Genomic DNA, 22,556 nt, shown 5'->3' with positions numbered 1-22,556 from the left:
CGTGTCAGCGGGCGGGGCGCTGCCAGAAGTCGTCGGGCAGGGCGGCGGCCTCGGCGCCGGAGCGCTCCAGGTCGGCGGCCCACGGGAGCATGGCCTGGAAGGGTGGGGCGCCGGTGGCGGCGAGCTCGCGGATCATGGCGACGTTGCGGGTGACGCGGTTGAGGATCGCGGCGCGGATCGGGGTGCGGTCGGCGGGGTACCCGTAGGCGTCCAGGAGCAGGTGGAAGCGGCGGTGGCGGTCGGGTGGCGGGCTGAAGCCGACGTGCTCGGCCAGGTCCGCCGGGAAGAGCGGGACCCAGGTCAGGGCGGAGAACGCCAGGTCGTCCTCGGGCCGGGACGGGCTCGCGGTGTCCCAGTCGACGAACCCCGCCAGGGTGTCGCCGGACCAGACGGCGTTCCACGGGGACGCGTCCAGGTGACCGATCAGGAGGTCCGGCTGCCAGGGGCGGCCGGTGAACCAGACCGCGTCGGTGGGTGGGCGGAAGGTCGCCGTCGCGGCGTGCAGGCGGTGGAGCCACGCGCCCACCTGGCGGAGGGCGTCGTCGGAGCGCAGCCAGGCCGGCCATTGACGCTCGCCCAGGGTGTCGCCGGGGAGGAAGGTCAGGCGTTCGCGGCCCTGGTCGTCGAGGCCGCGGGGGCGTGGGGCGCCGGCGAAGCCGGTGTCCTCCAGATGCCGCAGCACCGAATGTACGGTCGCCGTCCATGGCTGGGCGGGGCGGCGGACCTCGTCCCCGACGCGGACGGCGCCGAAGGAGCGGCCGCCGGGCAGCCGGTGTTCGGTCATCGTCCGGTTCTACCGCGCTCCGGGCGGCCGCGGCGACCGAATATTCACGGCAGCGGGGTCGCGTGCAGGGTGATCCTGGTGAAGGAACCGACATGGATGTGGTCGCCGTCGGCGAGCGGGACCGGCTGCTCCGGTTGGATCGGCTCGTCGGAGCCGTTGACGAACGTGCAGTTGGCCGAGCGCAGGTCGACCACCGCCCAGGTGCCGCCGGGTTGGGAGACGAGCAGGGCGTGCAGGTGGGAGACCGCGACGTCCTCGGGCGGGCCGGCGAGGTCGATGTCCGGGTAGCTGCCGCGGGAGCGGCTGCGGCGGCCGATGAGGACCTGGTCGCCGGTGAGGGCGAAGCGGCGGTCGGGGCAGAAGCGCGGGTAGGCGATGGTGGGGTCGGCGCCGTTCCACGCCTCGACGCGGTCGAAGTGGGCGCGGTCAGCGGAGACCACCACGTGCCAGCCGGCCGGGGCCGGCGCCTCAGGCAGCGACGCGTCAGAGACCGGCGGCCCGGACGCAAGCGCCCCAGGGGCCGGCGCCTCGGCGGCAAGCGCGTCTGAACCGGCCGGCGGTGAGGACGGGACCGCCAGGGTGTCGTAGCCGTCGACCTCGCAGAAGCGGCCGGTCAGCGGCGTGCCGCACTCAGGGCACACCGCCGGCCGCTGCGGCGGAGCCACCGCGGCCGGCGGGGGCGGATCCATGGCGGCGCCGCACTCGTCGCAGTAGTCGGTCGTCTCCGACTCGTGTCCCTTCGGGCAGACGGCCACGGTGGTCTCCTTCAGTTCGGGCGGACGCGCGTCGTCTTGCGGGACCCGAGCGACGCGATCTCCGCGTCGATGTCGACGTCCTTGTTGTCCGACCGGCGCTTCAGCTGCACGGTGCCGGTCGTGGCGTCCTGGACCTCGACGACCCGGGCGAGCAGCCGCACGGTGTCGGAGCGGCCGGACTCGGTGGCCAGCTGGACGGCGCGGCCGAGGCGGGCGGTCGCGGTGACGGTGTCGCCGGCCTCGCGCGCGGCCAGGCCCTCCTGGATCGCGGCGGCGAGCTCGGCGGCGCCGGTGTAGTGCGCGACGCGGCGGTTGAGGCGGGTCGACTTCTCGTCCTCGTCGGTCCAGACGGCGCGGACCAGGCCCTTGGCCAGGACCTCCTCGCCGCGCACGACGCTGACCCGGGCGGCGAGCTTCTCCTCGCCGACCACACCGATCGTGCCGGGGTCCAGCGCGACAGAGAGGTGGTAGTCGCGGCTCTCCGCGCCCCACGCGCCAAGCGGGTAGTCACCGACGCGGGCGCTGACGTCGGTGCGCCGGTCGGTGAGGTCGAGGATCTCGGGGTGGACCTGCTTGACGAAGCGGATCGCGGCGCCGGCGGGGGTCCACAGGCGCAGCGTGACGCCGGCGACGGTCTTGCCCATCGCGGCCTCGATCATCGAGCGGAAGTCGGCCTCGAGGCCCGCCGGGTCCTTCATGCCGTCGGCGGCGCCGAGCAGCGCGTCGGCGATCTTGATCAGCTCGGCGGCGCTCCAGCCCTGCCCGACGCCGCGGCTGTCGCACACGAACAGGCCCTTGCACTGCTCCAGGGCCGCGTCGAACGTGCGCGCCGACTCGCCGTTGCGGCCGTCGGTGAGCAGGATCGCGTGGCGGATCTCGGCGCGGTCGGCGAGGAACAGGTCGCGGGCCAGGGTGAGCCAGGTGCCGATCTGGGTGCCCCCGCCGGCCTTCAGGTGCCGGATGGCGTCCTTCGCCTCGGCGCGGGTCGTGGGGCCGGCGACGGCGAGGGTCTGCCGCTCCGGGAACACCATCTGTGCCCAGTCGGTGCCGGCGACGACCGCGAACGCCACCCCGTCGCGCAGCGTGTCGACGGCGACCGCGGCGGCCTTGCGCGCCTGTACAAGCCGCTCCCCGCTCATCGACCCGGAGCAGTCGATCATGATCACCTCGGCGGCGGTGGTGCCGCCGGCCGGACGGGCGGCGGACGCCCCGCCGCCGACCGTGACGGTGACGACCGCGTCGGCGACGGTGGCGCCGACCGGCAGGTACTCGTTCTGGAAGACTTCCGCTACGACACCGCTGGACTCGTCGGTCATGGCCGTGCCTCTCCTCTGTCTGGTGCTGTCGCGTCGATCGGGACGGCGGCGACGGTGATGTTGTCCGCCCCGCCGGCGTCGCGGGCGAACGTGGTCAGGGTGCGCGCCAGCTCCGGTGCGCCGGCCGTGCTGTCGATCGCGTCGGTCCAGGTGGTGTACCGGGTGAGCCCGTCACTGGCGAGCACCAGCACCCCTCCCGCCTCCGGCCGCAGGGTGACCAGGTGCGGGTCCCCGGCTGGCGCGTCGGCGCCCAGCCAGCGGGTGAGCGCCGCGGCCTGTGCCGACAGCCGGAGCGAGGCGGCGTCCACGCCCGCGGCGGCGAGCTGCCCGGCGAGGGAGTCGTCGACCGTGAGGCAGCGGGCGCCGCCCGCGTCGACCCAGTACGCGCGGCTGTCCCCGACCCACCCGACGGTCGCCTGCCCGTCCTCGACGACGGCCGCGAGGAACGTGCAGGCGGGCGCGTCGACAGGCACCGTCGCGAGCCTGGCGACGGCGTCGGACGCCGCCCGGTACGCCCCGGCGATGTCCCCACCGCCGACGAGGACCCCGATCGCCTCGACGACGGCGGTGGTCGCCGCGGTGTCGGAGTCGGGCGAGCTGGAGACCCCGTCGCAGACGACGACGGCCCGCCGCCCGCCGGCGGCGCCGATCGCGTACGCGTCCTCGTTGCGCCCCTTGCGCAGCCCCCGGTCCGTGACGGCGGCGACCCCGGGCAGCTCGTCCTCGGCGTGGTCCAGGCCGACCGTGCGCCGCGCCCCGCAGGCGTCGCAGTAGCCGTCGTCACCCACCGCTCCCCCGCACCCGCCGCACGGCCCGTCGCCGGCCTTCGACGACCGCCACACACCCCCGCCGGCTTCGGCTCCGGAAGCGCCGGCAGGAACGGTCGGCGCCTCCGGGTGGGTGGCGGGAGCGGGCGGCGCGGCCAGCGGGGTGCCGCAGGACTCGCAGAAGCGGTCGCCTTCAGCGGCGGGCGCGCCGCACGACGGGCAGCGGGCGGTCACAGCCACGTCCTCGGGCGGATGCGGTTGGCCTGGTCGACGAGCTCGATGCGGGTGTCGCGGTCGGGGGCGACCTTGGCCAGGACGCGGAAGGCGCGCTCCAGGCCGAGGCGCAGGTCCCGCTCCGACAGCCGGTGGGTCAGCACGGCGGCGGTGCCGGCGTTGCCCGCCTGGACCCAGGTGAGCGCGGTGCGCAGCGCCTCGACGGTGAGGCGGGCGCGGCGCTCGACGTCGAGGCCGAGGCGTTCGACCCGGCCCGAGACGTCGAGCAGGTCGGCCTCCGCGAGCCGGTCGGCCGGGACGGCGAGGCGCGCCCTGACCGCGGCGACCCGCGCCGGCACGCTGTGGCTGGAGCTGTCGGGGACCGCGTCGAGGATCGCGACCGCACCCGCCAGGTCGTCCCGGTCGGCGAGGATCCGCGCGACCCCGAACGCGGCGCTGACGAACGAGTGGTCGGTGCGCCAGACCGCGGCGTACAGGCGCAGTGCGGTGTCGGTGTCGCCGCCGGCCTCCGCGGCGGCGGCGAGCGCGAGCTGCGGGGCGAGCTCGCCGGGCAGCGCGCCGTAGACGGCGTCGAACGCGGCCCTCGCGTCGGCGGGGCGGCCGTCGGCGAGGGCGGCCATGCCGCGGTACCAGTCCACCCGCCAGTCGATGTCAGCCGTCGAGCCGGTGATCGCGTCGAGGCCGGCGTCGGCACCGGCGAGGTCACCGGCGGCGATGCGGGCACGGACCACGGCGAGGGCGACCTCGACCCCGCCGGCGCCGACGGAGCCCAGGGCCGCCTGCAGCACCTCGGGGTCGGCGGTCTGCATCGTGGCGAGCAGCGCCGCCCCCGGGTCGGCGGGGTCGACGGTCGGCACGGGCAGGGCGGCGACGACCGCCGGCCCGTCGAGCCCGTCGCCGGACGCCGACGAGGCCGTAGCGGCTGTAGAGGCCGTGACGACGCCCGCCGCGGTGCCGAAGGCCGTGCGCTCGCCGGTGAACTGGCTCGACACGGCCGGGCGGGGCAGGCCGTCGGCGGCGCTGAGGACCTGGCGCAGCACGCCGGTGAGCTGCTCGGCCATCTCCGCGGCCGAGCCGAACCGGCGGCCCGGCTGCGGGTCGGTGGCGCGCAGCAGCAGCCGGTGGAACGACTCCTGCGACGACAGCAGCGGCACCGTCGCCGGATCGGGGAGGCGGTCGACGAACGTGGTGGTGAAGCCGCGGAAGTCGAAGCTGAGCACCGCCATCGCCCGGGCCACGGTGTAGAGGTCGGAGGCGACGGACGGGCCCGTTGTGGCGACCTCCGGCGCCTGGTAGCCGACCGTGCCCCACACGGCGCTGACGTCGTCGTCCATGCGGCGCACGGCGCCGAGGTCGACGAGCTTGACCCGCTGGTCGGTGTGCAGCGCGTTGTCGGGCTTGAAGTCGCAGTACAGCAGCTCCCGCTCGTGCAGGTAGCCCAGCGCCGGCAGGATCTCCAGCGCGTAGGCGATGACCTGCGGCAGCGGCAGCGGCCGGCGGACCCCGTCGCTGACCGGGCGGGCGAGGTAGATGTCGCGCAGCGAGAGGCCGCCGACAAACTCCATGACGATGTAGCCGACACGGTCGCCGCTGCGCGGATCCGGGTGCGACACGAAGTCGTAGATCTTCACGATCGACGGGTGGTCGACCTCGACCAGGAAGCGGCGTTCGGTGATCGCGGCCGCGGTGGCGTCGGGGTCGCCGGAGTCGATGAGGCCCTTGAGCACGACCCAGCGGTCGCTGACCTCGTCGCCGACGTTGCGGTCGCGGGCGAGGTAGATCCAGCCGAGGCCGCCGTACGCGATGGCGCCCAGCACTTCGTAGCGGCCCGCGACGACCGCGCCGGGCGGGAGCGAGGGCCGGAAGCTGTACTGGGTGCGGCAGTTCGTGCAGAAGCCTTCGACCAGGCCGGGCCGGTCGCCGCGGGCCCGGCCGACGGGCTGCTCGCAGTTGCCGCAGAACCGGCGGTGCTCGGGCACCTGCGGGTCGGGCAGCACGGCCGTGGCGGGGTCGCGGCGCGGCACGACGGGCAGCGCGGCCAGCACGGGCGCGCCCCGCCCGCGGCCGGTCGTGCGGCCCGACGACGCGCTCGGCGCGGAAGGCGTCGAGGACTCGGTGACGAGCGGCGTCGAGGACCCGGTGACGGGAGCGGCGGCACCGGGCTGCTTGTGGCCGCAGTCGTCGCAGTACCCGTCCTCGTCGTACGAGCCCGGGCAGCCGGCGCGCGTGCAGTTCATGCCGCCACCTCCGCTGCGCTCCGGCGTCGACCTGAACCACCGCTGAGCCCATGATTCGGGGCTCCTCCGCTGCGCTCCGGGCCCCTCATGTGCTCTTCCCTTCGGTGGACAGCGCTTGCTGATACGCGAAGACCGCCCTGGTCGCCGCCCGCAGGTCGCAGGGCGCGGTCCACAGCAGGTCGCGGGCGATCTGGTAGTGCGACATCAGCACGGGGTCCTCGACGCGGTCGACGCGGACCGCCTTCGCCCGGTATGCCTCGAGGCGGCCACGGAGCTCGAGACGCCGGTCCAGCAGGCCGGTCGCCGCGGCGACCCGGTCCTCGGCGGCGGTGACGGCGGCGGTCAGGTCACGGTCGAGGGCGGTGAGCCGCCGGTCGAGGGCCGGCCAGCCGTCGAGGTCGAGCGCGTCGGTGGCGCGGACGGCGGCGGCGACCTCGCCGGCGAACCGGTCGTGGACGTCGGGCGGGTCCGGCAGGCCGGGGTCGGCGATCTTCTCCGCCGCGGCGGCGTAGGCGCGGTGCGCCCGCTGCTCGGCGGCGGCGAGCGCGTCCAGGAGCGTGTCGAGGCGGGTCAGCCGGGCGGGCAGCGCGGTCCGCAGCGCGGCGAGGTCGGCGAGCCGCCGGACCACCGCGGTGAGGTCGTCGCGCAGGGCCGTCCAGGCCGCCTCGTCGATCGTGAGCGGGTCGCCGAGCGCCGCGCCGTACACCTGCCGCAGACGCTGCTGGAGCGGTCCGGTGGTCGGGGTGTGGTCGGCACCGACCCGGTGGTGCGCGGCGACGGCGGCTTCGAGGGCCGTGTCGAGCTCGATGATGCGGTCGGTGAGCGCGGTGCGGGCCGCTTCGATGCGGTCGAGGACCGCGACCGCGGCGGCGCACCGCTGCTCGAGGTCGGCGAGGAGCGCGGCCGGCGGCAGGGAGGGCAGGCCGTCGAGCGGGTCGGTGGCGACCGGGGTGGTGAGGATGCGGGCGGTCGTGACGTCGCGGGAGCGGCCCCGGAGCGCCCGCAGCTGCTCGAGGACGTCGCGGACGGCGACGAACCCGGACCACAGCCGGGCCACGTCGGCGCCGGGCCACGCCGCGGCGGTGGCGCCGTGCAGCTGGACGTCGCGCAGCACCTGGGCCGGGTGGGTGTCCACTGTGTACAGCGCGGCCGCGAGCCGGTCGTGCGCGGCCGCCAGGTCGGCGACGGCGCGATCGGTGCCAGCACCCATGGTCAGTCCACGTACTTCGCGGGCGGCGGCGACGGCACCGGGCCGTACTCGGCGAACCAGGTGCTGTAGATGGTGGTCCAGGTGCCGTTGGCACGGATGCGGTCCAGGACGCCGTTGACGAAGCGGACCAGGTCGGGCGTTTCGAGGGGCATCGCGACGCCGGACGGCTCGTCGCTGATCCGGGCGCCGACCACCTCGGTGCCGGGGTCCTGCGCGGCGAGGCCGAGCAGCAGGACGTCCACGGTGGACACCGCGTCGACCTGCCCCTGCTGCAGCATGACCAGGCAGTCGAGGGTGCTGTCGGTGGCGACCGCGACCGGCTTCGACGGCTGCTTCATGATCGTGACGATGCTGGTGCTGCCCCGCGTCGCGCACACCTTGCGGCCGCCGAGGTCGGCGAAGTCCTTGATGCCGGAGCCGCGGTTGACCAGCAGCCGCTGCCCGGACGTCAGGTACTCGGTGGAGAACGCGACCTGCTGCATCCGCTCGCAGGTGGCGGTCATCGTGCGGATGACCATGTCGACCTCGCGCCGCTGCAGGACGGGGATGCGGTCGGCGGTGGTGATCGCGCGCCACTGGATCGCGTCGGGGTTGCCGAGCAGCGCCCGGGCGATCTCCCGGGCGATGTCGACCTCGAAGCCGACGACCTGGCCGGTGACCGGGTCGCGGTAGCTGGTGAGGTACGCGTTCTGGTCGATGCCGACGATCAGCCGCCCCCGCTCGGCGATCTTCGCCATGGCGGAGCCGGCCGGCATCCTGCCGGGCGCGGGCAGCGTCGCCGGCGGGCGGAGGCTGGCCCGCGGGTCGCAGGCCGCCGGTGGCGTGGCCGCCGGCGAGGGCGGCACGGCCGGGTCCTGCACGTTCAGGGGCAGGGGCACCGCCGCGGCGGCCGTGCCGTCGGCCTGCGGGCTCGCCGGGTCCTGCCCGCAGCCGGTGAGGACGAGCACGGCAGCGGCTGCCACGAGGAGCTTCTTCATCGGTACTCCGCGATCCGCTGGTTCAGGCCGAACGCGGCGGCCGCCGCGACGGCGAGGGCGAGCAGTGCGACGGCCACGTCGGCGCCGCCGAGCGCGTCGCCGGCGCTGGCCGCCTCCCGGTCGAAGCGCCGCCCGCTGCCGGCGATCCCCTCGGCGAGGGCCGCGTCGAGCCGTCCGGCCGCGGCGGCCGCGCTGGCGTCGCCGGACGTGGCCAGGGTGACCGCCTCGGCGTGCCGGCTGCCGTCGTCGAGCGAGCGGACCTGCCGGTGGATGGCCAGCCAGTCGGCGGCGTGCCGCTGCGCGGCCTCCACCGCGGACCGGGCCGCCGCGTCCGGCGCCTGGTCACGCGCCCGCTGCAGGAGGCCGCCCGGCCCGGCGAGCCGCTCCATCATGGCGGTGAAGTCCTGCTCGAACGCCTTGCCGTCGCCGCGGGCGATCAGCGTCAGCCCCTCGTCGGCGCGCGCCTGCAGCGCCGTGATCCTCGCCTCGGCGAGCAGCCCGACCTGCTCGGACCCGGCGTCGCGGCCCTCGCTGATGTGGCCGGCCGCACCCGCGGAGGCGACCGCGAGCCAGCCGCACGCGGCGAGCGCGGCGACCGTGGCGAGGACGAGGCCGCGGTTGAGCCGCCGGTTGGTCAGGCGCGTCAGGTACCGCTGGGTCAGCAGCAGCACGCCCAGCAGCGCCAGCCCGAGCAGGGTCACCGTCCACGGCCACCGGGCGACGGCCCGCTGCGCGTCGGCGAGGCGTGCGGCCTCGGCCCGGAACAGGTCCTGGGCGGCCGGCAGGATCGTCTGCCGCATCAGTGCCGACGCCTCCCGCAGGTAGGCGCCGCCGAGCGGGACGCCCTGCCGGTTGTACGTGCGGGCCGACTCGACCAGGCCGGTGTAGACGGGGATCTGCCGGACGAGGACGCCGAGCGCCACCGCGCTGCGGCCCTCGGCGCTGTGCAGCGCGGCCGTCAGCGCGGACGACGCCCGGGCGATGTCGTCGAGGTACCGTTTGCGCAGTTCTGCCGGCTCGACGCCGTTGGCGAGGAACGCGCTGGCGGCGGTCGCGTCGGCGTCGGACAGCGACCGGTAGATGTCCTGCGCCTGCAGGCTGAGCGGGCCGCTGCGGTCGGTCACGTCGCGGACCAGGCCCACTCCGGACCGCAAGGTGAGCACCCCGGCCAGCCCGAAGGCGAGGCCGAGCACGACCACGACGACCATCAGCGTGGTGAGCCGGCCCGGGCTCGTCGCGGCCCGGCGGATGAGGCGACGCCACGCGGTTGCCAAGACACATCTCCCCGTCTCGATGATGCCCACGAACATATCCGGCGGCGTCAACCTTCCGACAGCAGCCCGACGCAACTCCCGGGTTCGTGCCAAAGACCTGCGCCGGGCCGAACCGGCGGCGTGAAACCTGCGTTCTGTATCCCATGTCTGTTCGCCATTTCCTCACGGTCGTCGCGGCGGTCTCCGCCGTCGCGGTGGCCGGATGCACACCTTCGCCCTCGAAAACCGACGCGTCGCCGGCCGCCGCGTCCTCCGAAGATGCCGAGGCCTCCCCGGAGCCTTCGGTCGACCCGTCCCAGGCGGAGGCCGCCGACCCCGCCGCCGCGCCGGCCCGCAAGGCCCTCGACACGCACGGCGGTGACGTCCACGCCACGCCGGAGGACCGGTTCGCGTTCTACGGCAGCCGGATCGACGGCGCCGGCGGCGGCGCCCACGTCCGGTACACCCGCACCTACCGCGGGCTGCGCGTCTACGGCGGCGACATCGTCGTGCACACCGGCCCCGGCGGCACGTACAAGGGTGCCTCCAACAGCCTCGCCAAGCCGCTGCAGGTCGACGTCACGCCGAAGATCTCCGCGGCCGACGCCCTGGCCGCGGCGAAGGCGCACTTCACCGGCAAGGTCGCCGGCGCCGGCGCGCCCCGGCTGCTGATCGACGCGTCCACCGGCGCCGGCCGGCTCACCTGGGAGAGCCTTGTCGAGGGCGTCGCCAAGGACGGGCAGACCCCGTCCCGGCTGCACGTGCTCACCGACGCCCACACCGGCGGGGTCGTCCGCTCCTGGGACGAGGTCGAGACGGTCGCCGGCACCGGCAACAGCCTGTACAGCGGGCAGGTCAGCGTCGAGACCCAGCGCTTCGGCACGACGTTCCGGCTGACCGACACCACCCGCGGCCGCGGCACCGTCTGCGACATGGCGCACCAGGAGAACGAGAACGGCAGCTGCAAGCTCTTCACCGACGCCGACAACACCTGGGGCACCGGCAAGAACGACGACCCGGCCTCGGCCGCCGTCGACGCCGCCTACGGCGCCTCGACCACGTACGACTACTTCAAGACCGTCCACGGCCGCCGCGGCATCAACAACAACGGCCGCGGGGTGCCGTCGCGGGTGCACTTCGGCAACGAGTACGTCAACGCGTTCTGGGACAAGGGCCGGATGACCTACGGCGACGGCGTCGGCAACGCCCGACCGCTGGTCCAGCTGGACATCGCCGGGCACGAGATGAGCCACGGCATCACCGAGAAGAGCGTCTCCGGCGACCTCACCTACACCGGCGAGTCCGGCGGGCTCAACGAGGCGACCAGCGACATCTTCGGCACGATGGTCGAGTTCTACGCCGCCAACCCCGCCGACCCGGGCGACTACCTGATCGGCGAGAAGATCGACATCTTCGGCAACGGCACGCCACTGCGCTACATGTTCGACCCGGCGCTGGACGGCAGGTCGCACAGCTGCTGGTCCGCCGAAACCCCGAACGTCGACCCGCACCTGTCCTCGGGCGTGGGCAACCACTTCTTCTTCAACCTGGCCGAGGGCACCGGCAAGACCGCGTTCGGCACGTCGCCGATCTGCGGCAAGGCGGGCGCCGTCACCGGCATCGGCCGGGCGAAGGCGGAGAAGATCTGGTACCGGGCGCTGGACGTGTACTTCGTCTCCAACACCAGCTACGTCAGCGCCGAGAACCCGGGCAACACCGCCCGCGCCTACACCCTCCAGGCCGCCGCCGACCTGTACGGCAGCTGCGGCGTGGAGTACAAGGCGGTGCAGCAGGCGTGGACGGCGGTCAACGTGGCCGGCGCCGACGCCGCCTGCGCATAGGATCGCCTTCTGGTCGCTACACGTCGGAGGTCGGTCTGATGGGTCCACTCGTTCAGGTTGAGGATGTCGGGGACGGCGTCCTGCTGCTCGACGCGCGGTGGACCCCTCAGCCGCCTCCGGCGCTGGAGCGCTACCGGGCCGCGCACCTGCCCGGCGCCCGGTTCGTCGACCTCGACACCGACCTCGCCGCGCCGCCCGGCGCCGGCGGCCGGCACCCGCTGCCGACCGCCGCGGCGTTCCAGGCGGCGATGCGGCGCCTCGGCGTCGACAACGGCGCCTCCGTGGTCGTCTACGACGACCGGGACGCGTCGGTGGCGGCCCGCCTGTGGTGGATGCTGCGGCACTGGGGCCACGACGACGTGCGGGTCCTCGACGGCGGCATCGCCGCGTGGATCCGGGCGGGCCGGCCCACCGAGCCGGGCGACCCCGTGGCGGTCCCGCCCGGCGACTTCACCGCCGGCGAGGCCCGTGACGACCTGCTGACCGTCGACGAGGTGCCGGACTTCCTCAAGGGCGGCGTCCTGCTCGACGCGCGGCTCGGGCCCCGCTTCCGCGGCGAGGTCGAGCCGCTGGACCGGGTCGCCGGCCACATCCCGGGCGCGGTCTCGGCGCCGACGTTCGACAACAGCGACCCCGACGGGCTGTTCCTGCCGCCCGCGCGGCTGCGCGAGCGGTTCGCGGAGCTGGGCGTCACCGAGGACCGGCCGGTCGCGGCCTACTGCGGCTCCGGGGTGACCGCCGCCCACGAGGTCCTCGCCCTCGAGCTGGCCGGGTTCACGCCGCGCCTGTACGCGGGCTCGTGGAGCGAGTGGATCGCCGACCCCGACCGTCCGGTGGCCACCGGCCCGTGAGCGCGGGGCACCGCCCTTCGTCGAACTGGCGGACAATGCCCGCGTGACAGCTGACATCACGCTCAACGCCGGCGAGCGGATCCTGTGGACCGGCGCGCCGCAGCACCACCCGCAGTCCGACGAGGCCGGCATCAACGCCAACCGCCGTCGCCGCGCACCGCGCCCGATCGTCCTGTGGCACGTCGCCCAGCCCGAATACGTCCGCGGCGTGATCGCGCAGGCGCAGCGATGACGGGCGCTCAGATCGAGGCGGTGGCGGCGCCGCTGGACGAGGCGCTGATCGGGCTGCGGCGGGAGATCCACCGGTGGCCGGAGCTAGCGGGTGAGGAGCGGCGGACGGCGGGGCTGGTGGCCGAGCGGCTGCGGGCCGCCGGCCTGGACGTGCGGACCGGCGTCGGCGGGCACGGCGTCGTCGCCGTCGTGGAGGGCGCCCGTCAGGGGCGGACGCTGCTGTATCGGGCGGACATGGACGCCGTGGCGGTCGAGCAGGGCACTGCCGGGGCCGCGCACATCTGCGGGCACGACGTGCACACCGTGGTCGGGGTCGGTGTGGCCGAGGTCCTCGCGGGCCTGCGGGACCAGGTCGCGGGGCGGGTCGTGGTGGTGTTCCAGCCGGCGGAGGAGACCCTGGAGGGCGCCAGGGCGATGCTCGACGACGGGGCCCTCGACCCCTACTCGCCGGAGGAGGCGTACGCGCTGCACTGCGGGCCGCTGCCGGTCGGCGTGTTCGCCGCGATGCCCGGCGCCGGGCATCCCGGGTTCGACGCCGCCCGCCTGGAGCTGCCCGGCGCCGACGCCGGGCGCGCGCTGCTGGACCGGATCGACGCGATGTCGACGGTACGGCGCCCCGAGTCGGACGCTGAGTTCGCCGACATGGTGACCGCGCTGCAGACCCCCGACGGGCCGCTCGCCCGGTTCGTCCTGACCGGGTCGCAGCTGGACGCGGACGCGGACCCGGTCACCGCCGACGTGTGGGTGCGGGCCTGGCCCGAGGAGCGCCACCCCGAGCTGCGCGACGGCCTGCGGCGGCTGGCCGCGGAGGCGGGCGCGCGGATCACGTTCCCCGGGCCGCCGTTCCCCGCCATGGTCTGCTCACCGGAGCTGACCGAGGCGGCAGCGGCGCACCTACGGGAGCAGCCGGGCGTCGACGCGGTGCTGACGCTGCACGCCGCGTGGCCGTTCAGCATGGAGGACTTCGCACTGTTCCTGCACCGCATGCCCGGCACCATGTTCGTCCTCGGCGTCGGCGAGCAGGGCCGGCCTCACAAGCCCGGCTTCACCGTGGACGAGCGCGCCATCGGCGTCGGCGTCCGGGCGATGACGGCGCTCCTGCTGCACCGCCTCGACGCCTGACGCCGGCCCGCCGCTCAGCCGTCCCGGCGGGCCGGCTGAGCGGCGGCGGGGGCGTCCTCGGGACGGGTCGCCCTGGCGATCAGGAGGACCGCGGTGGCGGCGAAGAGGGCGCCGGCGAGGCGTTCCGGGGTGCCGAGCAGCAGGCCGGTGAGCGGCTGGACCGGGTTCGTCAGCTCGAACGCCCGCTCGACGACCCAGCCGGTGGCCACCGCCGCGGCCGAGGCGGCCAGGGTCACCGACACCGCCGGGGAGCGGGCCAGGACGGCGACGGGCACCGCGATCAGCGCGAGCGCGAGCAGCTGCGCCGCCTCCAGGCCGAGGTTGAAGCTGAGCAGCGGCAGGATGAGGTCCGTGCCGGTCAGGGTGAGGCGCTGCAACGTACCGGCGAAACCCAGACCATGGACGAGCCCGAAGACGGCGGTCAGGGCCAGCTCGGTGCGCGCCGACAGCGCCGGGCGCACCGCGTGGGCGGCGGCCACGACGATGGTCAGCGCGATGCCCGCGTCCACCACCCGGGTGGGCAGCGACACCCAGCCGAGCGAGGCGAGCGCGAGGCTCACGGAGTGCCCGGCGGTGAACATGGCGGTGATCCCGGCCATGAGCGTGACCCTGGCCCGCAGCCGGGCGCGGCGGAGCGAGCGGCGGGCGGCGGCGAGGGCGATCACGCACAGGAACAGCAGATGGTCGGCGCCCTGCCGGAAGTGTTCGAAGCCGGCGTGCAGCATCGGCGCCGCCGGCACGGACGCCGGTGGCGGGGCGGCGATCTCGAGCCGCATCACCGGGTTCTGGTGGTTGAGCAGCACCGCCGGCCCCGTGACGGTGGTGACGAGCACCTTGTGCGAGTGGACGACGTCGGTCACGACGTCCCACCGCAGCTGCGCGGAGCGGGCGCGGGTGGCGGCGGCCGGCAGCGTGGCGGTGAGCCGCACGCGGGCGGTGTCGTCGCCCCGCACCCGGTCCGCCGCGACCTCGTCGACGGTGACGGGCCAGGTCGCGCCGTCCGCGGCGGTGATCCGGACCCGGTCGCGGACGAGGGCCGTCAGCCAGTTCGCGGACGCCCGCACGGCCGGTCCGGGGTCGGAGTCGAGCCGGGTGTGGTACGCCAGGTCGATCCGCGACAGCGGGATCTGCGCCGTGATCTCCAGGTCGGTGGCGCCGGCGGACCCGACGGTGACCAGCGTCGCGCCGGGGTCGTGCGCCTGTGCGGGCGCCGGCGCGAACGCCTGCAGGGCGACGATGACGGCCGCGAGCGCCGCGGCCTGTAGCAGCCGGCGCATCAGCCGGCGCCCGTGCCGTAGTCGAGCCGCTTGTCGCGGTACACCGTGTGGTAGTGCAGCCCGCCGGTGCCGGCGTTGAGCCATTCGATCCACACCTGCGGGCCGTCGACGCGGAAGTAGGCGTTCTCGCTCTTCGGGTCGACGGTGCCGGCGTAGCCGATGGTGGTCTGGTCCAGCTGCGCCGCGTACAGGTCGAGCAGCGGCTGCGACAGCTCCGGGGCACCGTCGGCGACCCAGCCTCTGATGACGGACCGCACCAGGGCCTGCTGTCTGGCGTCGAGTCTGCGGTACGGCAGGCCCGCCTGCGCCGGGTAGCCCGTGTCGACGCCGGGGCCCATGACGACGTCGTCGTACGTGCCGGTCAGCCTCGCGCCAGCCTGCTGCTCGTAGGTGAGCGACTTGAACAGGGCGAAGACGTCCTTGGCCTCCTGCCCCATCGGCTCGACCGTCTTGCCGCCGGCGGTGAAGCTGACCGGCTGCACGCCGCTGAAGTGCGGCGAGACGCTGACCGTGCCGCCGCCCATCGACACGTGCACGGCGAGGTGGTGTCCGCCGAACTGCAGCGTCCACGGCTGCGTCGCGGACGGCTGGCCGAACAGCGTGATGTGGTAGTTGCCCTGCCCCAGCTCGCCCGCCTCGAGCAGCGGCCCGTCCTCGGCGAGGACGTCGTCGGCGGCCATCTGGTGCAGCACCTGCGCGTAGCCGTCGGCGGACAGGACGCTCTGCACGACGGCGAGCGCGGCCGCCCGCTGCGCGACGCCGAGGTCGCCGAGCCTCAGCCCGCCGCGCCCGTCGAACTCGCCGTCGGCGAGCCCGGACCAGCTGCACCGCTTCGCGTCCAGGGCGGCGTAGTCACCCACGACGGCCTTCCTCTGCGTCTCCGTGAGCGTGCCGAGGAACGCCTGCGCCCTGGCGACGGCCTCGGCGACGGTCTGCGTGGCCGCCGCGGTGAGTGGCGCGGTGGGTGCCGCGCCGGCCGCGGAGGCGGTCGGCCCCGCGGCCGATGGGGCGCACACGCTCCCGGCGCCGGCCGGCCCGGCGGCGGCAGCGACCGGCGATCGGCTCCCGGTGTCCTTGTCCTCGGCCCCGCCGCACGCCGCCGCGGACAGCAGCACCAGCGCGCAGGCAAGCAGGGTCCAGCGTCTCTGCACGCAGCCGAGTATGCCCGTTTTGTCCGACCATTCCGCCGATGTGGCGGCCGTGTCCACCCGTCCGGGTCAGGCGGGGTACAGGGTGAGCCGCGGGTCGCGGGCGATCTCGACGGCCTGCTCGCCGGTCAGGGGCGGATTGCCGGTCAGCGACGGCTCGTTGCTGATGGACACCTCGACGGTGCTGCCGTCGCCGCGCTCGTGCCGCGCCACGTTCCGGATCATGCCGGGCCGCTCGTCGCGGTAGGTCTCCGTCGTGTACTGCTGCGGGCCACCGGTGTCCAGGCCGCACACGTATCGCGTGTGCGTCGGCAGCACCTCCGGGTCGACGGTGAGGGTGGGGCGGCAGGTCGCGGCCGCGTACCGCCGCACGATGCTGATCCGCAGCACGCCCGTCGCACCGCCGGCGGTCACGTCGGCGGTCACCACGTACGCGAAGGTCTCCACGCCCGAGTCGGCGGCGGCCGGGACCACCTGCCGCTCCACGGCCGGGCGGCTGACGACCTGCGCCCCCGGCACCTGCTGCTCCACCACCACCGCGACCGTCCCGGCGAGCCGCTCGACGGCCGACTCGAAGGGCTCGACCGGTTTCACCCCCAGCAGGCCGCTCGGCGTCTGCTCCGGCGCGGTCGGGAACGTGCCCGGCGGGGCGCCGGTCAGGGCCGGCGGCGCCGCACCCGGCAGGAGCAGCGCGGCGGCGACCGCGGCGAGGGCCACGCCGCCGCCGGCGGTCGCGAGGCGGCGGTGCCAGACGCGGCGCCGGGACCCGCGCACGAGCGCGTCGAGGGTGTCGCGGGCCGGGGCTCGCCGGTGAGGACGGTGTCGAACAGCTGCTGGTGGCTCACCGGAGACCTCCGTGGGAACCCCCGGCCTCCGCCGGGGTCGGGGTCGGGGCGCGGCGAGGGCGCGCAGAGTCTCCAGGCCGCGGGCGGTCAGGCTCTTCACGGTGCCGACGGAGATGCCGAGGATCTCGGCGGTCTCCTCGACGGAGAGGTCGCATTGACATCCTCTCCGGCCTGGAGGACGGAGACTCCCTCCACGCTGCGCGTGGACCGCGCGGCGTCCGGGTGGGTTACCGCTTCGCCGCGCGGTGCCGGGACGAGTCCCGGTCTTACCTGCGCTCCACGGTCGTTTCCGTTGTCCGCCTGTCCAGCGGCCAACACGTTCAGCGCCGCATTCACGTCCCGGTCGTGGGCCGCTCCGCAGGGGCAGTCCCACGCTCGGACGTTGAGCGCCATCTTCTCGGTGATGCGTCCGCAGCCGGAGCACCTGCGGGTGGACGGGAAGAAGCGGTCCACCCGGGCGAAGGTGCGCCCGCGCCGGGCGGCCTTGTACTCCAGCATGGCCGTGAAGCCGGCCCACCCTGCGTCGTGCACCGACTTGGCAAGCCGGGTCCGGCCGAGACCGGCGACGCACAGGTCCTCGACGTACACCGCTTGGTTCTCGCGGATCAACGTCGTGGACAGCTTGTGCTGCCAGTCCCGCCGGGTGTCGGCAACCCGGGCGTGCGCCCGGGCGACCTTGATGACTGCCTTCTTGCGGTTGTTGCTGCCCCGCTGCTTGCGCGCGAGCGCCTGTTGCAACCGTTTGAGCTTGCAGGCCGCGCGCCGCAGGAACTTCGGCGCGGTGACCTTCGTGCCGTCCGACAGCACCGCGAAGTGCGTCAGCCCGAGGTCGATGCCCACCTCTGAGTCCAGCTCGGGCAGCGGCTCGTCGGTGGTCTGCACGACGAACGAGGCGAAGTACCGCCCGGCCGCGTCCTTGATGATCGCCACGCTGGACGGGTCCGATGGCAGCGTCCGTGACCAGCGGACCACGAGGTCGCCGATCTTCGGCAGCCGCAGGCGTCCGTTGTCCAGAACCTTGAACCGGGAGTTCTTCGTGAACCGGATGGCCTGCCGGTTGTCCTTGCGGGACCGCCACCGTGGCGGTGCGACCTTGCGGCCGTTGCGCTTGCCGGTGACCGAGGCGAAGAAGTTGCGGTAGGCGGTGTTCAGATCCGCGAGGGCCTGCTGCAACACCACGGCCGAAACCTCGCCCAGCCACGCCCGTTCCGGCGTCGTCTTGGCCTGCGTGATGACCTGCTTGGACAGCTCGGCGTCCGAGACGTACGGCAAGCCCTGCTCGCGGGCTTGCCGGCGCAGCCTGAGCGCGTCGTTGAACACCACCCGCGCGCACCCGAACGCCCGCGCCAGCTCGATCTGCTGGCCAGGCGTCGGATACACGCGGAAGTTGTAACGGAGCTGCACGACAAGCACGATACATCTTGCCTTATGGCTGAACGTCCAGGCATCCGCACACGCAGACACTGTGCTTTCCCGATGCACGCCCACCTGGTTTTCGTCACGAAGTTGCGACACAAGGTGTTCGCCGACCGGCACCTGACCCGCATGGAAGCGATCATGCGAGACGTGTGCGCCGACTTCGAGGCCGAGTTGGTCGAGTTCAACGGCGAGGACAACCACGTCCACCTGCTCGTCAACTTCCCGCCCAAGGTCGCGGTGGCCCGGCTGGTCAACAGCCTCAAGGGCGTGTCCTCCCGCCGCCTGCGGCAGGAGTTTCCCGATCTCGCGCAGCACTACTACCAGGCCAACAAGCTGTGGTCGGGCTCGTACTTCGCCGGCTCCGTCGGCGGCACACCGCTGAGCGTCGTGCAGCAGTACATCGAGCAGCAGAACCGTCCCGGTTAGGCACTGCTCGGGCCTGGCGGCCCTCCCAGCGCGGGCCTTCACCCCCGGCCTGAAGGCCGCAGCAGTGGCCCGCATTCCGGTAGCGCAGCACCAGTACGGCCCGCCGCCGCGGGCCGAGCTGCGCCAGGTAGGTGTCGAGGGTCAGCCGCTCGACGGTCGTGTCGACGTGCCGCGGCGGATCGGGCGCGGCGAGGTCGTCGTCGGGCACCTCGCGCCGCCACGGGCGGCGGTGCTCGTCGACGACGGCGCGGGCGAGCATGCCGCCGACGTACGCGTCGAGACTGTGGATGGAGTCCCGGCGGTGCCACTGCCGGTACAACTTGTCCAGCACCGTGGCGACGAGGTCGTCCGCGAGGTGCCAGTCGCGGCACAGCAGGAACGCGGTCCGGCGCCAGGTGGCCATCCGTGGCCCCGCATAGTCGCGGAACTCTGTTTCGTCCGACGTCTTCACCCCTGTGGGACGGGCGGCGCGGCGTTGCGGGTTGCCGCGTTGGTGCGACTTCGTAAACCCGGCCCCGCGGCGGCCGATCAGATGGGTGAAAGAGGGGGTGTCCGTGCTGGTCCGGGCGTACGCGTGCGTGGTTGTGACGCTCAGTGCGGCGTACTACCTCACGCCCGACTCGCCGCCGCGGGCGGTGCTGTGGACGGTGATCGCGGCGTCGGCGGCGGTCGCGGTGGCGGCCGGTGTGGCCCGGCACCGCCCGGCGCGGCCGCTGCCGTGGATGCTCACGGCCGCCGGGCTGGCGGTGTACACCGTCGGGGAGGCGCTGTTCTACTGGCCGCAGCTGGTCGAGCACCGGCAACCGGCCGGGCCGTCGCTCGCCGACGTGTGCTACCTCGCGCTGTACCCGATGCTCGCCGCGGCCCTGGTGATCCTGGTCCGGCGGCGCAGCCCGGGCGGTGACCGCGCCGCGCTGCTCGACGCCGCGATCATCACCGTCGGCATGTCGCTGCTGACCTGGGTGTTCCTGATCGGCCCGTACCTCGACGACGCCACCGGCAGCACGATGCTGGAGCGGGCCACGCAGGTGGCGTACCCGCTCGGCGACGTGCTGGTGCTGGCGGTCCTGGCCCGGCTCGGCAGCGGCCGGACCGCTCGCGGGGCGCCCTTCTGGCTGCTGCTCGGCAGCATCCTCGCGCTGCTGAGCTCCGACGCGATCTTCGCCTGGCAGTCGCTGCGGGAGCAGTTCCACGCCGGCAGCTGGGTCGACACCGGCTGGATCGTGTTCTACCTCGGCATCGGCTGTGCCGCCCTGCACCCGGACATGCGCCGGCTCGACGAGCCGGTGGCGCCGGGCCCGGCCCGGCTGACCAGCGGCCGCTTCGCGGTGCTGCTCGCGGTCGCCGCCCTGCTCATCCCGGCCGTAATCACGGTCGAGTCGGCGGCGGTGGCGGAGCTGGCGGTGTTCCTCGCCGCATCGTGCGTGCTCTTCGTGCTGATCCTGATCCGCATGGCGGACCTGATGGCGGCGCTGCGCGACGTCCAGCGGCAGCGTGCCGAGGACCGGTTCCAGCGGCTCACCGAGCAGGTCACCGACGTGCTGTCGATCTGTGGCAGGGACGCGAGCATCCAGTACGTGACGCCGTCGGTGCGCTCGCTGCTGGACCACCACCCGGACGTGCTGCTCGGCACGCCGCTGACCGACCTCGTCCACCCCGACGACCGGCAGCGGGTCCTGGTCCTGCTCGCCAGCGCCGGCGACGAGAGCGGCCGGGTCGGGCCCGTCGAGTGCCGGCTCCGGCGCGCCAACGGGCAGTACATCGTGACCGAGACCGTGGGCCGGGTCGTCGACGACGCCGACGTCAGCGGCTACCTGCTGACCACCCGCGACATCACCGAGCGCAAGGCCCTGGAGGACCAGCTCACCCACCGGGCGTTCCACGACGAGCTGACCGGCCTGGCCAACCGCGCCCTGCTCGCCGACCGGGTGCACCACGCGCTGGAGCGGCGCGGGAGCCCGTATCAGCACGTCGCCGTCCTCGTCGTGGACCTCGACGACTTCAAGACCGTCAACGACTCCCTGGGCCGCTCGGCCGGTGACGCGCTGCTGCGGACCGTCGGCGACCGGCTGCGCATCTGCCTGCGCTCCGCCGACACCGCCGCCCGCCTCGGCGGCGACGAGTTCGCGATGCTGCTGGAGCACCTCGACGACGCCGCCGAGGCCGCCCGGGTCGCCGAACGCATCCTCGCCACGCTGCGCCAGCCGCTGTCGATCGGCGGGCGCGAGATCCAGCCCCAGGCGAGCGTCGGCATCGCGCTGCCCGACCCCGACCGGCTCCCCGACGCCGACGAACTGCTGCGCAACGCCGACGTGGCGATGCACATGGCGAAACGGCAGGGGCGCAACCGGTTCGCCTACTTCGCCCCGAGCATGCACGCTGGCCTGCTGGAGAAGCTCGACCTCGCCGACGATCTGCGCGGTGCCGTCGAGCGGCATGAGCTGCAGGTGTACTACCAGCCGTTCGTCGACCTGTCCGACGGCGCGATCGTGGGGGCCGAAGCGCTCGTGCGCTGGCCGCATCCGCGGCACGGGTTCATCCCGCCGGACCGGTTCATCCCCCTCGCCGAGGAGAGCGGGCTGATCCTGCCGCTCGGCTACGCGGTCCTGGACGCGGCGTGCCGTCAGGCGGCCGCGTGGCCCGGGCTGAAGATCAGCGTCAACCTGTCGCCGAGGCAGGTCCAGGATCCCGCGGTCGTCCTGTACGTGCAGCAGACGCTCGCCCGGTCGGGGCTGGCGCCGCACCTGCTCACACTGGAGATCACCGAGTCGCTGCTGCAGGAGGACGGGGAGGTGGCCCAGCACCGTCTCGGCGAGCTGAAGGCGCTCGGCGTGCAACTGGCCGTCGACGACTTCGGCACCGGCTACTCGTCGCTGTCCCGCCTGCACGACTTCCCGATCGACGTCCTGAAGATCCCGAAGCCGTTCGTGGACGGGGTCGCGGCGGGCGCCGAGCAGTCCGCGCTGGCGCGGGCGATCCTCGATCTGGCCGCCGCGCTCGGGCTCGGCGTGGTCGCCGAGGGCATCGAGCACGCCGAGCAGGCCGCGGAGCTGCACCGCCTGGGCTGCGCCGTCGGCCAGGGCTTCCACTTCGCCAAGCCCGTGCCAGCCGCGGAGTTCGACGCGCTGCTGCCGATGCGGCTGGGAGCGGCAGGCAGGTGATGAGCTCCGCGGTCGGGAGCGGCCGGCAGGTGATGGGCTACGCGGTTGGAAGCAGCAGGCAGGTGATGAGCTCCGCCATCCAGTCGGCCACCTGCTTGTCGTCCCAGCGGAGATGGTGCGCGACCAGCCAGCCGGCATGATGGTTGAGCACCGTCCACAGCAGCGTGCCGCCGTGCTCGACGCTCAGCCCGTCGCGCAGCGGGCCGAGGGCGGCGACGGACTCGACGAGCCGGCGCAGGTCGGTGAGGCGCTGCTCCTCCAGCTCCTCCCACGACTCGTTGATCACCGCATCGGCCCCGGCGGCCTGCACGAAGGCCCGGCTGATCGGGGTCAGTGTCCGCGCCCGGTCGGCGATGGTGCGGGCGAACTCGCGGATCAGCTCCCGCTGGTCGTCGACGGCGAGCGCGGCGCGCACCTCGTCCCGGTCGTACAGGGCGATCGGCCGGTCGTCGCCGACCACCGCCTCCTCGTGGGCGCGGCGCAGCAGCTGCGCCTTGGAGCCGGCCTTGTAGACCGACTCGACGGCGACGCCGGCCTCGTCGGCGATCGCCTGCATCGTGGTGCCGGCGTAGCCGCGCTCGGCGAACAGCCGCCCGGCGGCGCGCACGATCGCGGCCCGGGTCGCCTCGGCCTGCGCCTGGCGCCGCGGTGAGCGGTACGCCCGGCTCTGTGTCGTGTCCACGATATTGACTCCATGCCTGC

At 74.3% G+C, this 22,556-nt stretch carries 19 protein-coding genes; 6 read left to right on the top strand and 13 right to left on the bottom strand.

Translation table 11 applies throughout. The features are described 5' to 3' along the window. Positions 1-4 precede the first annotated feature (4 nt). The 8 genes from ACFY3L_RS44830 to ACFY3L_RS44795 form a co-directional block, all read right to left on the bottom strand. Entirely contained in the window at positions 5-784 is a 780-nt protein-coding gene (locus tag ACFY3L_RS44830) for a phosphotransferase (RefSeq protein ID WP_389339279.1), read from the bottom strand. A gap of 44 nt (positions 785-828) precedes the next feature. Continuing rightward, positions 829-1,539 (bottom strand): FHA domain-containing protein, encoded by a 711-nt coding sequence (locus tag ACFY3L_RS44825; protein ID WP_389339277.1) that lies wholly within the window; start codon positions 1,537-1,539, stop codon positions 829-831. Between the two features lie 11 nt (positions 1,540-1,550). Beyond that, positions 1,551-2,855, bottom strand: coding sequence for a VWA domain-containing protein (locus ACFY3L_RS44820; protein ID WP_389339275.1), 1,305 nt, complete (start codon positions 2,853-2,855; stop codon positions 1,551-1,553). Beyond that, positions 2,852-3,856 carry a PP2C family serine/threonine-protein phosphatase gene (locus tag ACFY3L_RS44815; protein ID WP_389339273.1) on the bottom strand — a complete coding sequence of 335 codons (1,005 nt, stop codon included), beginning with the start codon at positions 3,854-3,856 and terminating at the stop codon, positions 2,852-2,854. The genes ACFY3L_RS44820 and ACFY3L_RS44815 overlap by 4 nt, the downstream gene beginning before the upstream one ends. Then, positions 3,853-6,093 (bottom strand): tetratricopeptide repeat protein, encoded by a 2,241-nt coding sequence (locus tag ACFY3L_RS44810; RefSeq protein WP_389339271.1) that lies wholly within the window; start codon positions 6,091-6,093, stop codon positions 3,853-3,855. The genes ACFY3L_RS44815 and ACFY3L_RS44810 overlap by 4 nt, the downstream gene beginning before the upstream one ends. Before the next feature lie 85 nt (positions 6,094-6,178). Continuing rightward, a complete protein-coding gene (locus ACFY3L_RS44805) occupies positions 6,179-7,303 on the bottom strand; it encodes a hypothetical protein (RefSeq protein ID WP_389339269.1) in 1,125 nt (374 codons plus the stop codon). Between the two features lie 2 nt (positions 7,304-7,305). Then, positions 7,306-8,280 carry a glutamate ABC transporter substrate-binding protein gene (locus ACFY3L_RS44800; protein ID WP_389339267.1) on the bottom strand — a complete coding sequence of 325 codons (975 nt, stop codon included), beginning with the start codon at positions 8,278-8,280 and terminating at the stop codon, positions 7,306-7,308. Beyond that, positions 8,277-9,554, bottom strand: a complete 1,278-nt coding sequence (locus ACFY3L_RS44795) for a hypothetical protein (RefSeq protein WP_389339265.1) — start codon at positions 9,552-9,554, stop codon at positions 8,277-8,279. Before ACFY3L_RS44795 ends, ACFY3L_RS44800 begins: the two co-directional genes overlap by 4 nt. Positions 9,555-9,697: 143 nt before the next feature. On the opposite strand from ACFY3L_RS44795, the gene ACFY3L_RS44790 reads away from it, so the two are divergent. The 4 genes from ACFY3L_RS44790 to ACFY3L_RS44775 are packed head-to-tail and all read left to right on the top strand — an operon-like array spanning position 9,698 to position 13,578. Further along, on the top strand, positions 9,698-11,374 hold the full coding sequence (locus ACFY3L_RS44790) for a M4 family metallopeptidase (protein WP_389339263.1): 1,677 nt from the start codon (positions 9,698-9,700) through the stop codon (positions 11,372-11,374). A 38-nt stretch (positions 11,375-11,412) separates the two neighbouring features. Beyond that, positions 11,413-12,225 carry a sulfurtransferase gene (locus tag ACFY3L_RS44785; protein ID WP_389339261.1) on the top strand — a complete coding sequence of 271 codons (813 nt, stop codon included), beginning with the start codon at positions 11,413-11,415 and terminating at the stop codon, positions 12,223-12,225. A gap of 43 nt (positions 12,226-12,268) precedes the next feature. Beyond that, complete coding sequence (locus ACFY3L_RS44780) at positions 12,269-12,457, top strand: hypothetical protein (RefSeq protein ID WP_389339259.1); 189 nt, start codon at positions 12,269-12,271, stop codon at positions 12,455-12,457. After that, complete coding sequence (locus ACFY3L_RS44775) at positions 12,454-13,578, top strand: M20 family metallopeptidase (protein WP_389339258.1); 1,125 nt, start codon at positions 12,454-12,456, stop codon at positions 13,576-13,578. Before ACFY3L_RS44780 ends, ACFY3L_RS44775 begins: the two co-directional genes overlap by 4 nt. 14 nt (positions 13,579-13,592) lie before the next feature. Here ACFY3L_RS44775 and ACFY3L_RS44770 read toward each other — a convergent pair whose 3' ends face one another. From ACFY3L_RS44770 to ACFY3L_RS44755, 4 genes are all read right to left on the bottom strand, one after another. Next, positions 13,593-14,855 (bottom strand): HupE/UreJ family protein, encoded by a 1,263-nt coding sequence (locus ACFY3L_RS44770; RefSeq protein WP_389339256.1) that lies wholly within the window; start codon positions 14,853-14,855, stop codon positions 13,593-13,595. Next, positions 14,855-16,006, bottom strand: a complete 1,152-nt coding sequence (locus tag ACFY3L_RS44765; RefSeq protein ID WP_389339254.1) for a DUF3500 domain-containing protein — start codon at positions 16,004-16,006, stop codon at positions 14,855-14,857. Before ACFY3L_RS44765 ends, ACFY3L_RS44770 begins: the two co-directional genes overlap by 1 nt. Before the next feature lie 66 nt (positions 16,007-16,072). Beyond that, positions 16,073-16,963: a hypothetical protein gene (locus tag ACFY3L_RS44760; protein WP_389339423.1), complete on the bottom strand. Its 891-nt coding sequence runs from the start codon at positions 16,961-16,963 to the stop codon at positions 16,073-16,075. Continuing rightward, positions 16,945-18,384, bottom strand: a complete 1,440-nt coding sequence (locus ACFY3L_RS44755; RefSeq protein WP_389339252.1) for an RNA-guided endonuclease InsQ/TnpB family protein — start codon at positions 18,382-18,384, stop codon at positions 16,945-16,947. Before ACFY3L_RS44755 ends, ACFY3L_RS44760 begins: the two co-directional genes overlap by 19 nt. Between ACFY3L_RS44755 and tnpA the strand changes: the two genes are divergently transcribed. Further along, complete coding sequence (tnpA, locus tag ACFY3L_RS44750) at positions 18,277-18,693, top strand: IS200/IS605 family transposase (protein WP_389339250.1); 417 nt, start codon at positions 18,277-18,279, stop codon at positions 18,691-18,693. The two genes, ACFY3L_RS44755 and tnpA, sit on opposite strands and share 108 nt — an antisense overlap. A 536-nt stretch (positions 18,694-19,229) precedes the next feature. Continuing rightward, positions 19,230-21,854 (top strand): putative bifunctional diguanylate cyclase/phosphodiesterase, encoded by a 2,625-nt coding sequence (locus ACFY3L_RS44745; protein WP_389339248.1) that lies wholly within the window; start codon positions 19,230-19,232, stop codon positions 21,852-21,854. Positions 21,855-21,891: 37 nt separating this feature from the next. On the opposite strand, the gene ACFY3L_RS44740 is transcribed toward ACFY3L_RS44745, so the two are convergent. Continuing rightward, positions 21,892-22,536 carry a TetR/AcrR family transcriptional regulator gene (locus tag ACFY3L_RS44740; RefSeq protein WP_389339246.1) on the bottom strand — a complete coding sequence of 215 codons (645 nt, stop codon included), beginning with the start codon at positions 22,534-22,536 and terminating at the stop codon, positions 21,892-21,894. Positions 22,537-22,556: the final 20 nt, after the last annotated feature.

It is taken from the genome of Dactylosporangium sp. NPDC000521 (assembly GCF_042898305.1).
In the GTDB taxonomy this organism is placed as follows: Bacteria; Actinomycetota; Actinomycetes; order Mycobacteriales; family Micromonosporaceae; genus Dactylosporangium.
Note: the sequence above shows the minus strand (reverse complement) of the source record. Positions and strands in the feature narration are given on the sequence as shown.

Excerpts from the sequence above, each read along its gene's own strand:
- ACFY3L_RS44830 (WP_389339279.1), bottom strand. The coding sequence starts at position 784 with ATGACCGAACACCGGCTGCCCGGCGGCCGCTCCTTCGGCGCCGTCCGC.
- ACFY3L_RS44820 (WP_389339275.1), bottom strand. The coding sequence starts at position 2,855 with ATGACCGACGAGTCCAGCGGTGTCGTAGCGGAAGTCTTCCAGAACGAG.
- ACFY3L_RS44810 (WP_389339271.1), bottom strand. The coding sequence starts at position 6,093 with ATGAACTGCACGCGCGCCGGCTGCCCGGGCTCGTACGACGAGGACGGG.
- ACFY3L_RS44805 (WP_389339269.1), bottom strand. The coding sequence starts at position 7,303 with ATGGGTGCTGGCACCGATCGCGCCGTCGCCGACCTGGCGGCCGCGCAC.
- ACFY3L_RS44800 (WP_389339267.1), bottom strand. The coding sequence starts at position 8,280 with ATGAAGAAGCTCCTCGTGGCAGCCGCTGCCGTGCTCGTCCTCACCGGC.
- ACFY3L_RS44790 (WP_389339263.1), top strand. The coding sequence starts at position 9,698 with ATGTCTGTTCGCCATTTCCTCACGGTCGTCGCGGCGGTCTCCGCCGTC.
- ACFY3L_RS44785 (WP_389339261.1), top strand. The coding sequence starts at position 11,413 with ATGGGTCCACTCGTTCAGGTTGAGGATGTCGGGGACGGCGTCCTGCTG.
- ACFY3L_RS44775 (WP_389339258.1), top strand. The coding sequence starts at position 12,454 with ATGACGGGCGCTCAGATCGAGGCGGTGGCGGCGCCGCTGGACGAGGCG.
- ACFY3L_RS44770 (WP_389339256.1), bottom strand. The coding sequence starts at position 14,855 with ATGCGCCGGCTGCTACAGGCCGCGGCGCTCGCGGCCGTCATCGTCGCC.
- tnpA (WP_389339250.1), top strand. The coding sequence starts at position 18,277 with ATGGCTGAACGTCCAGGCATCCGCACACGCAGACACTGTGCTTTCCCG.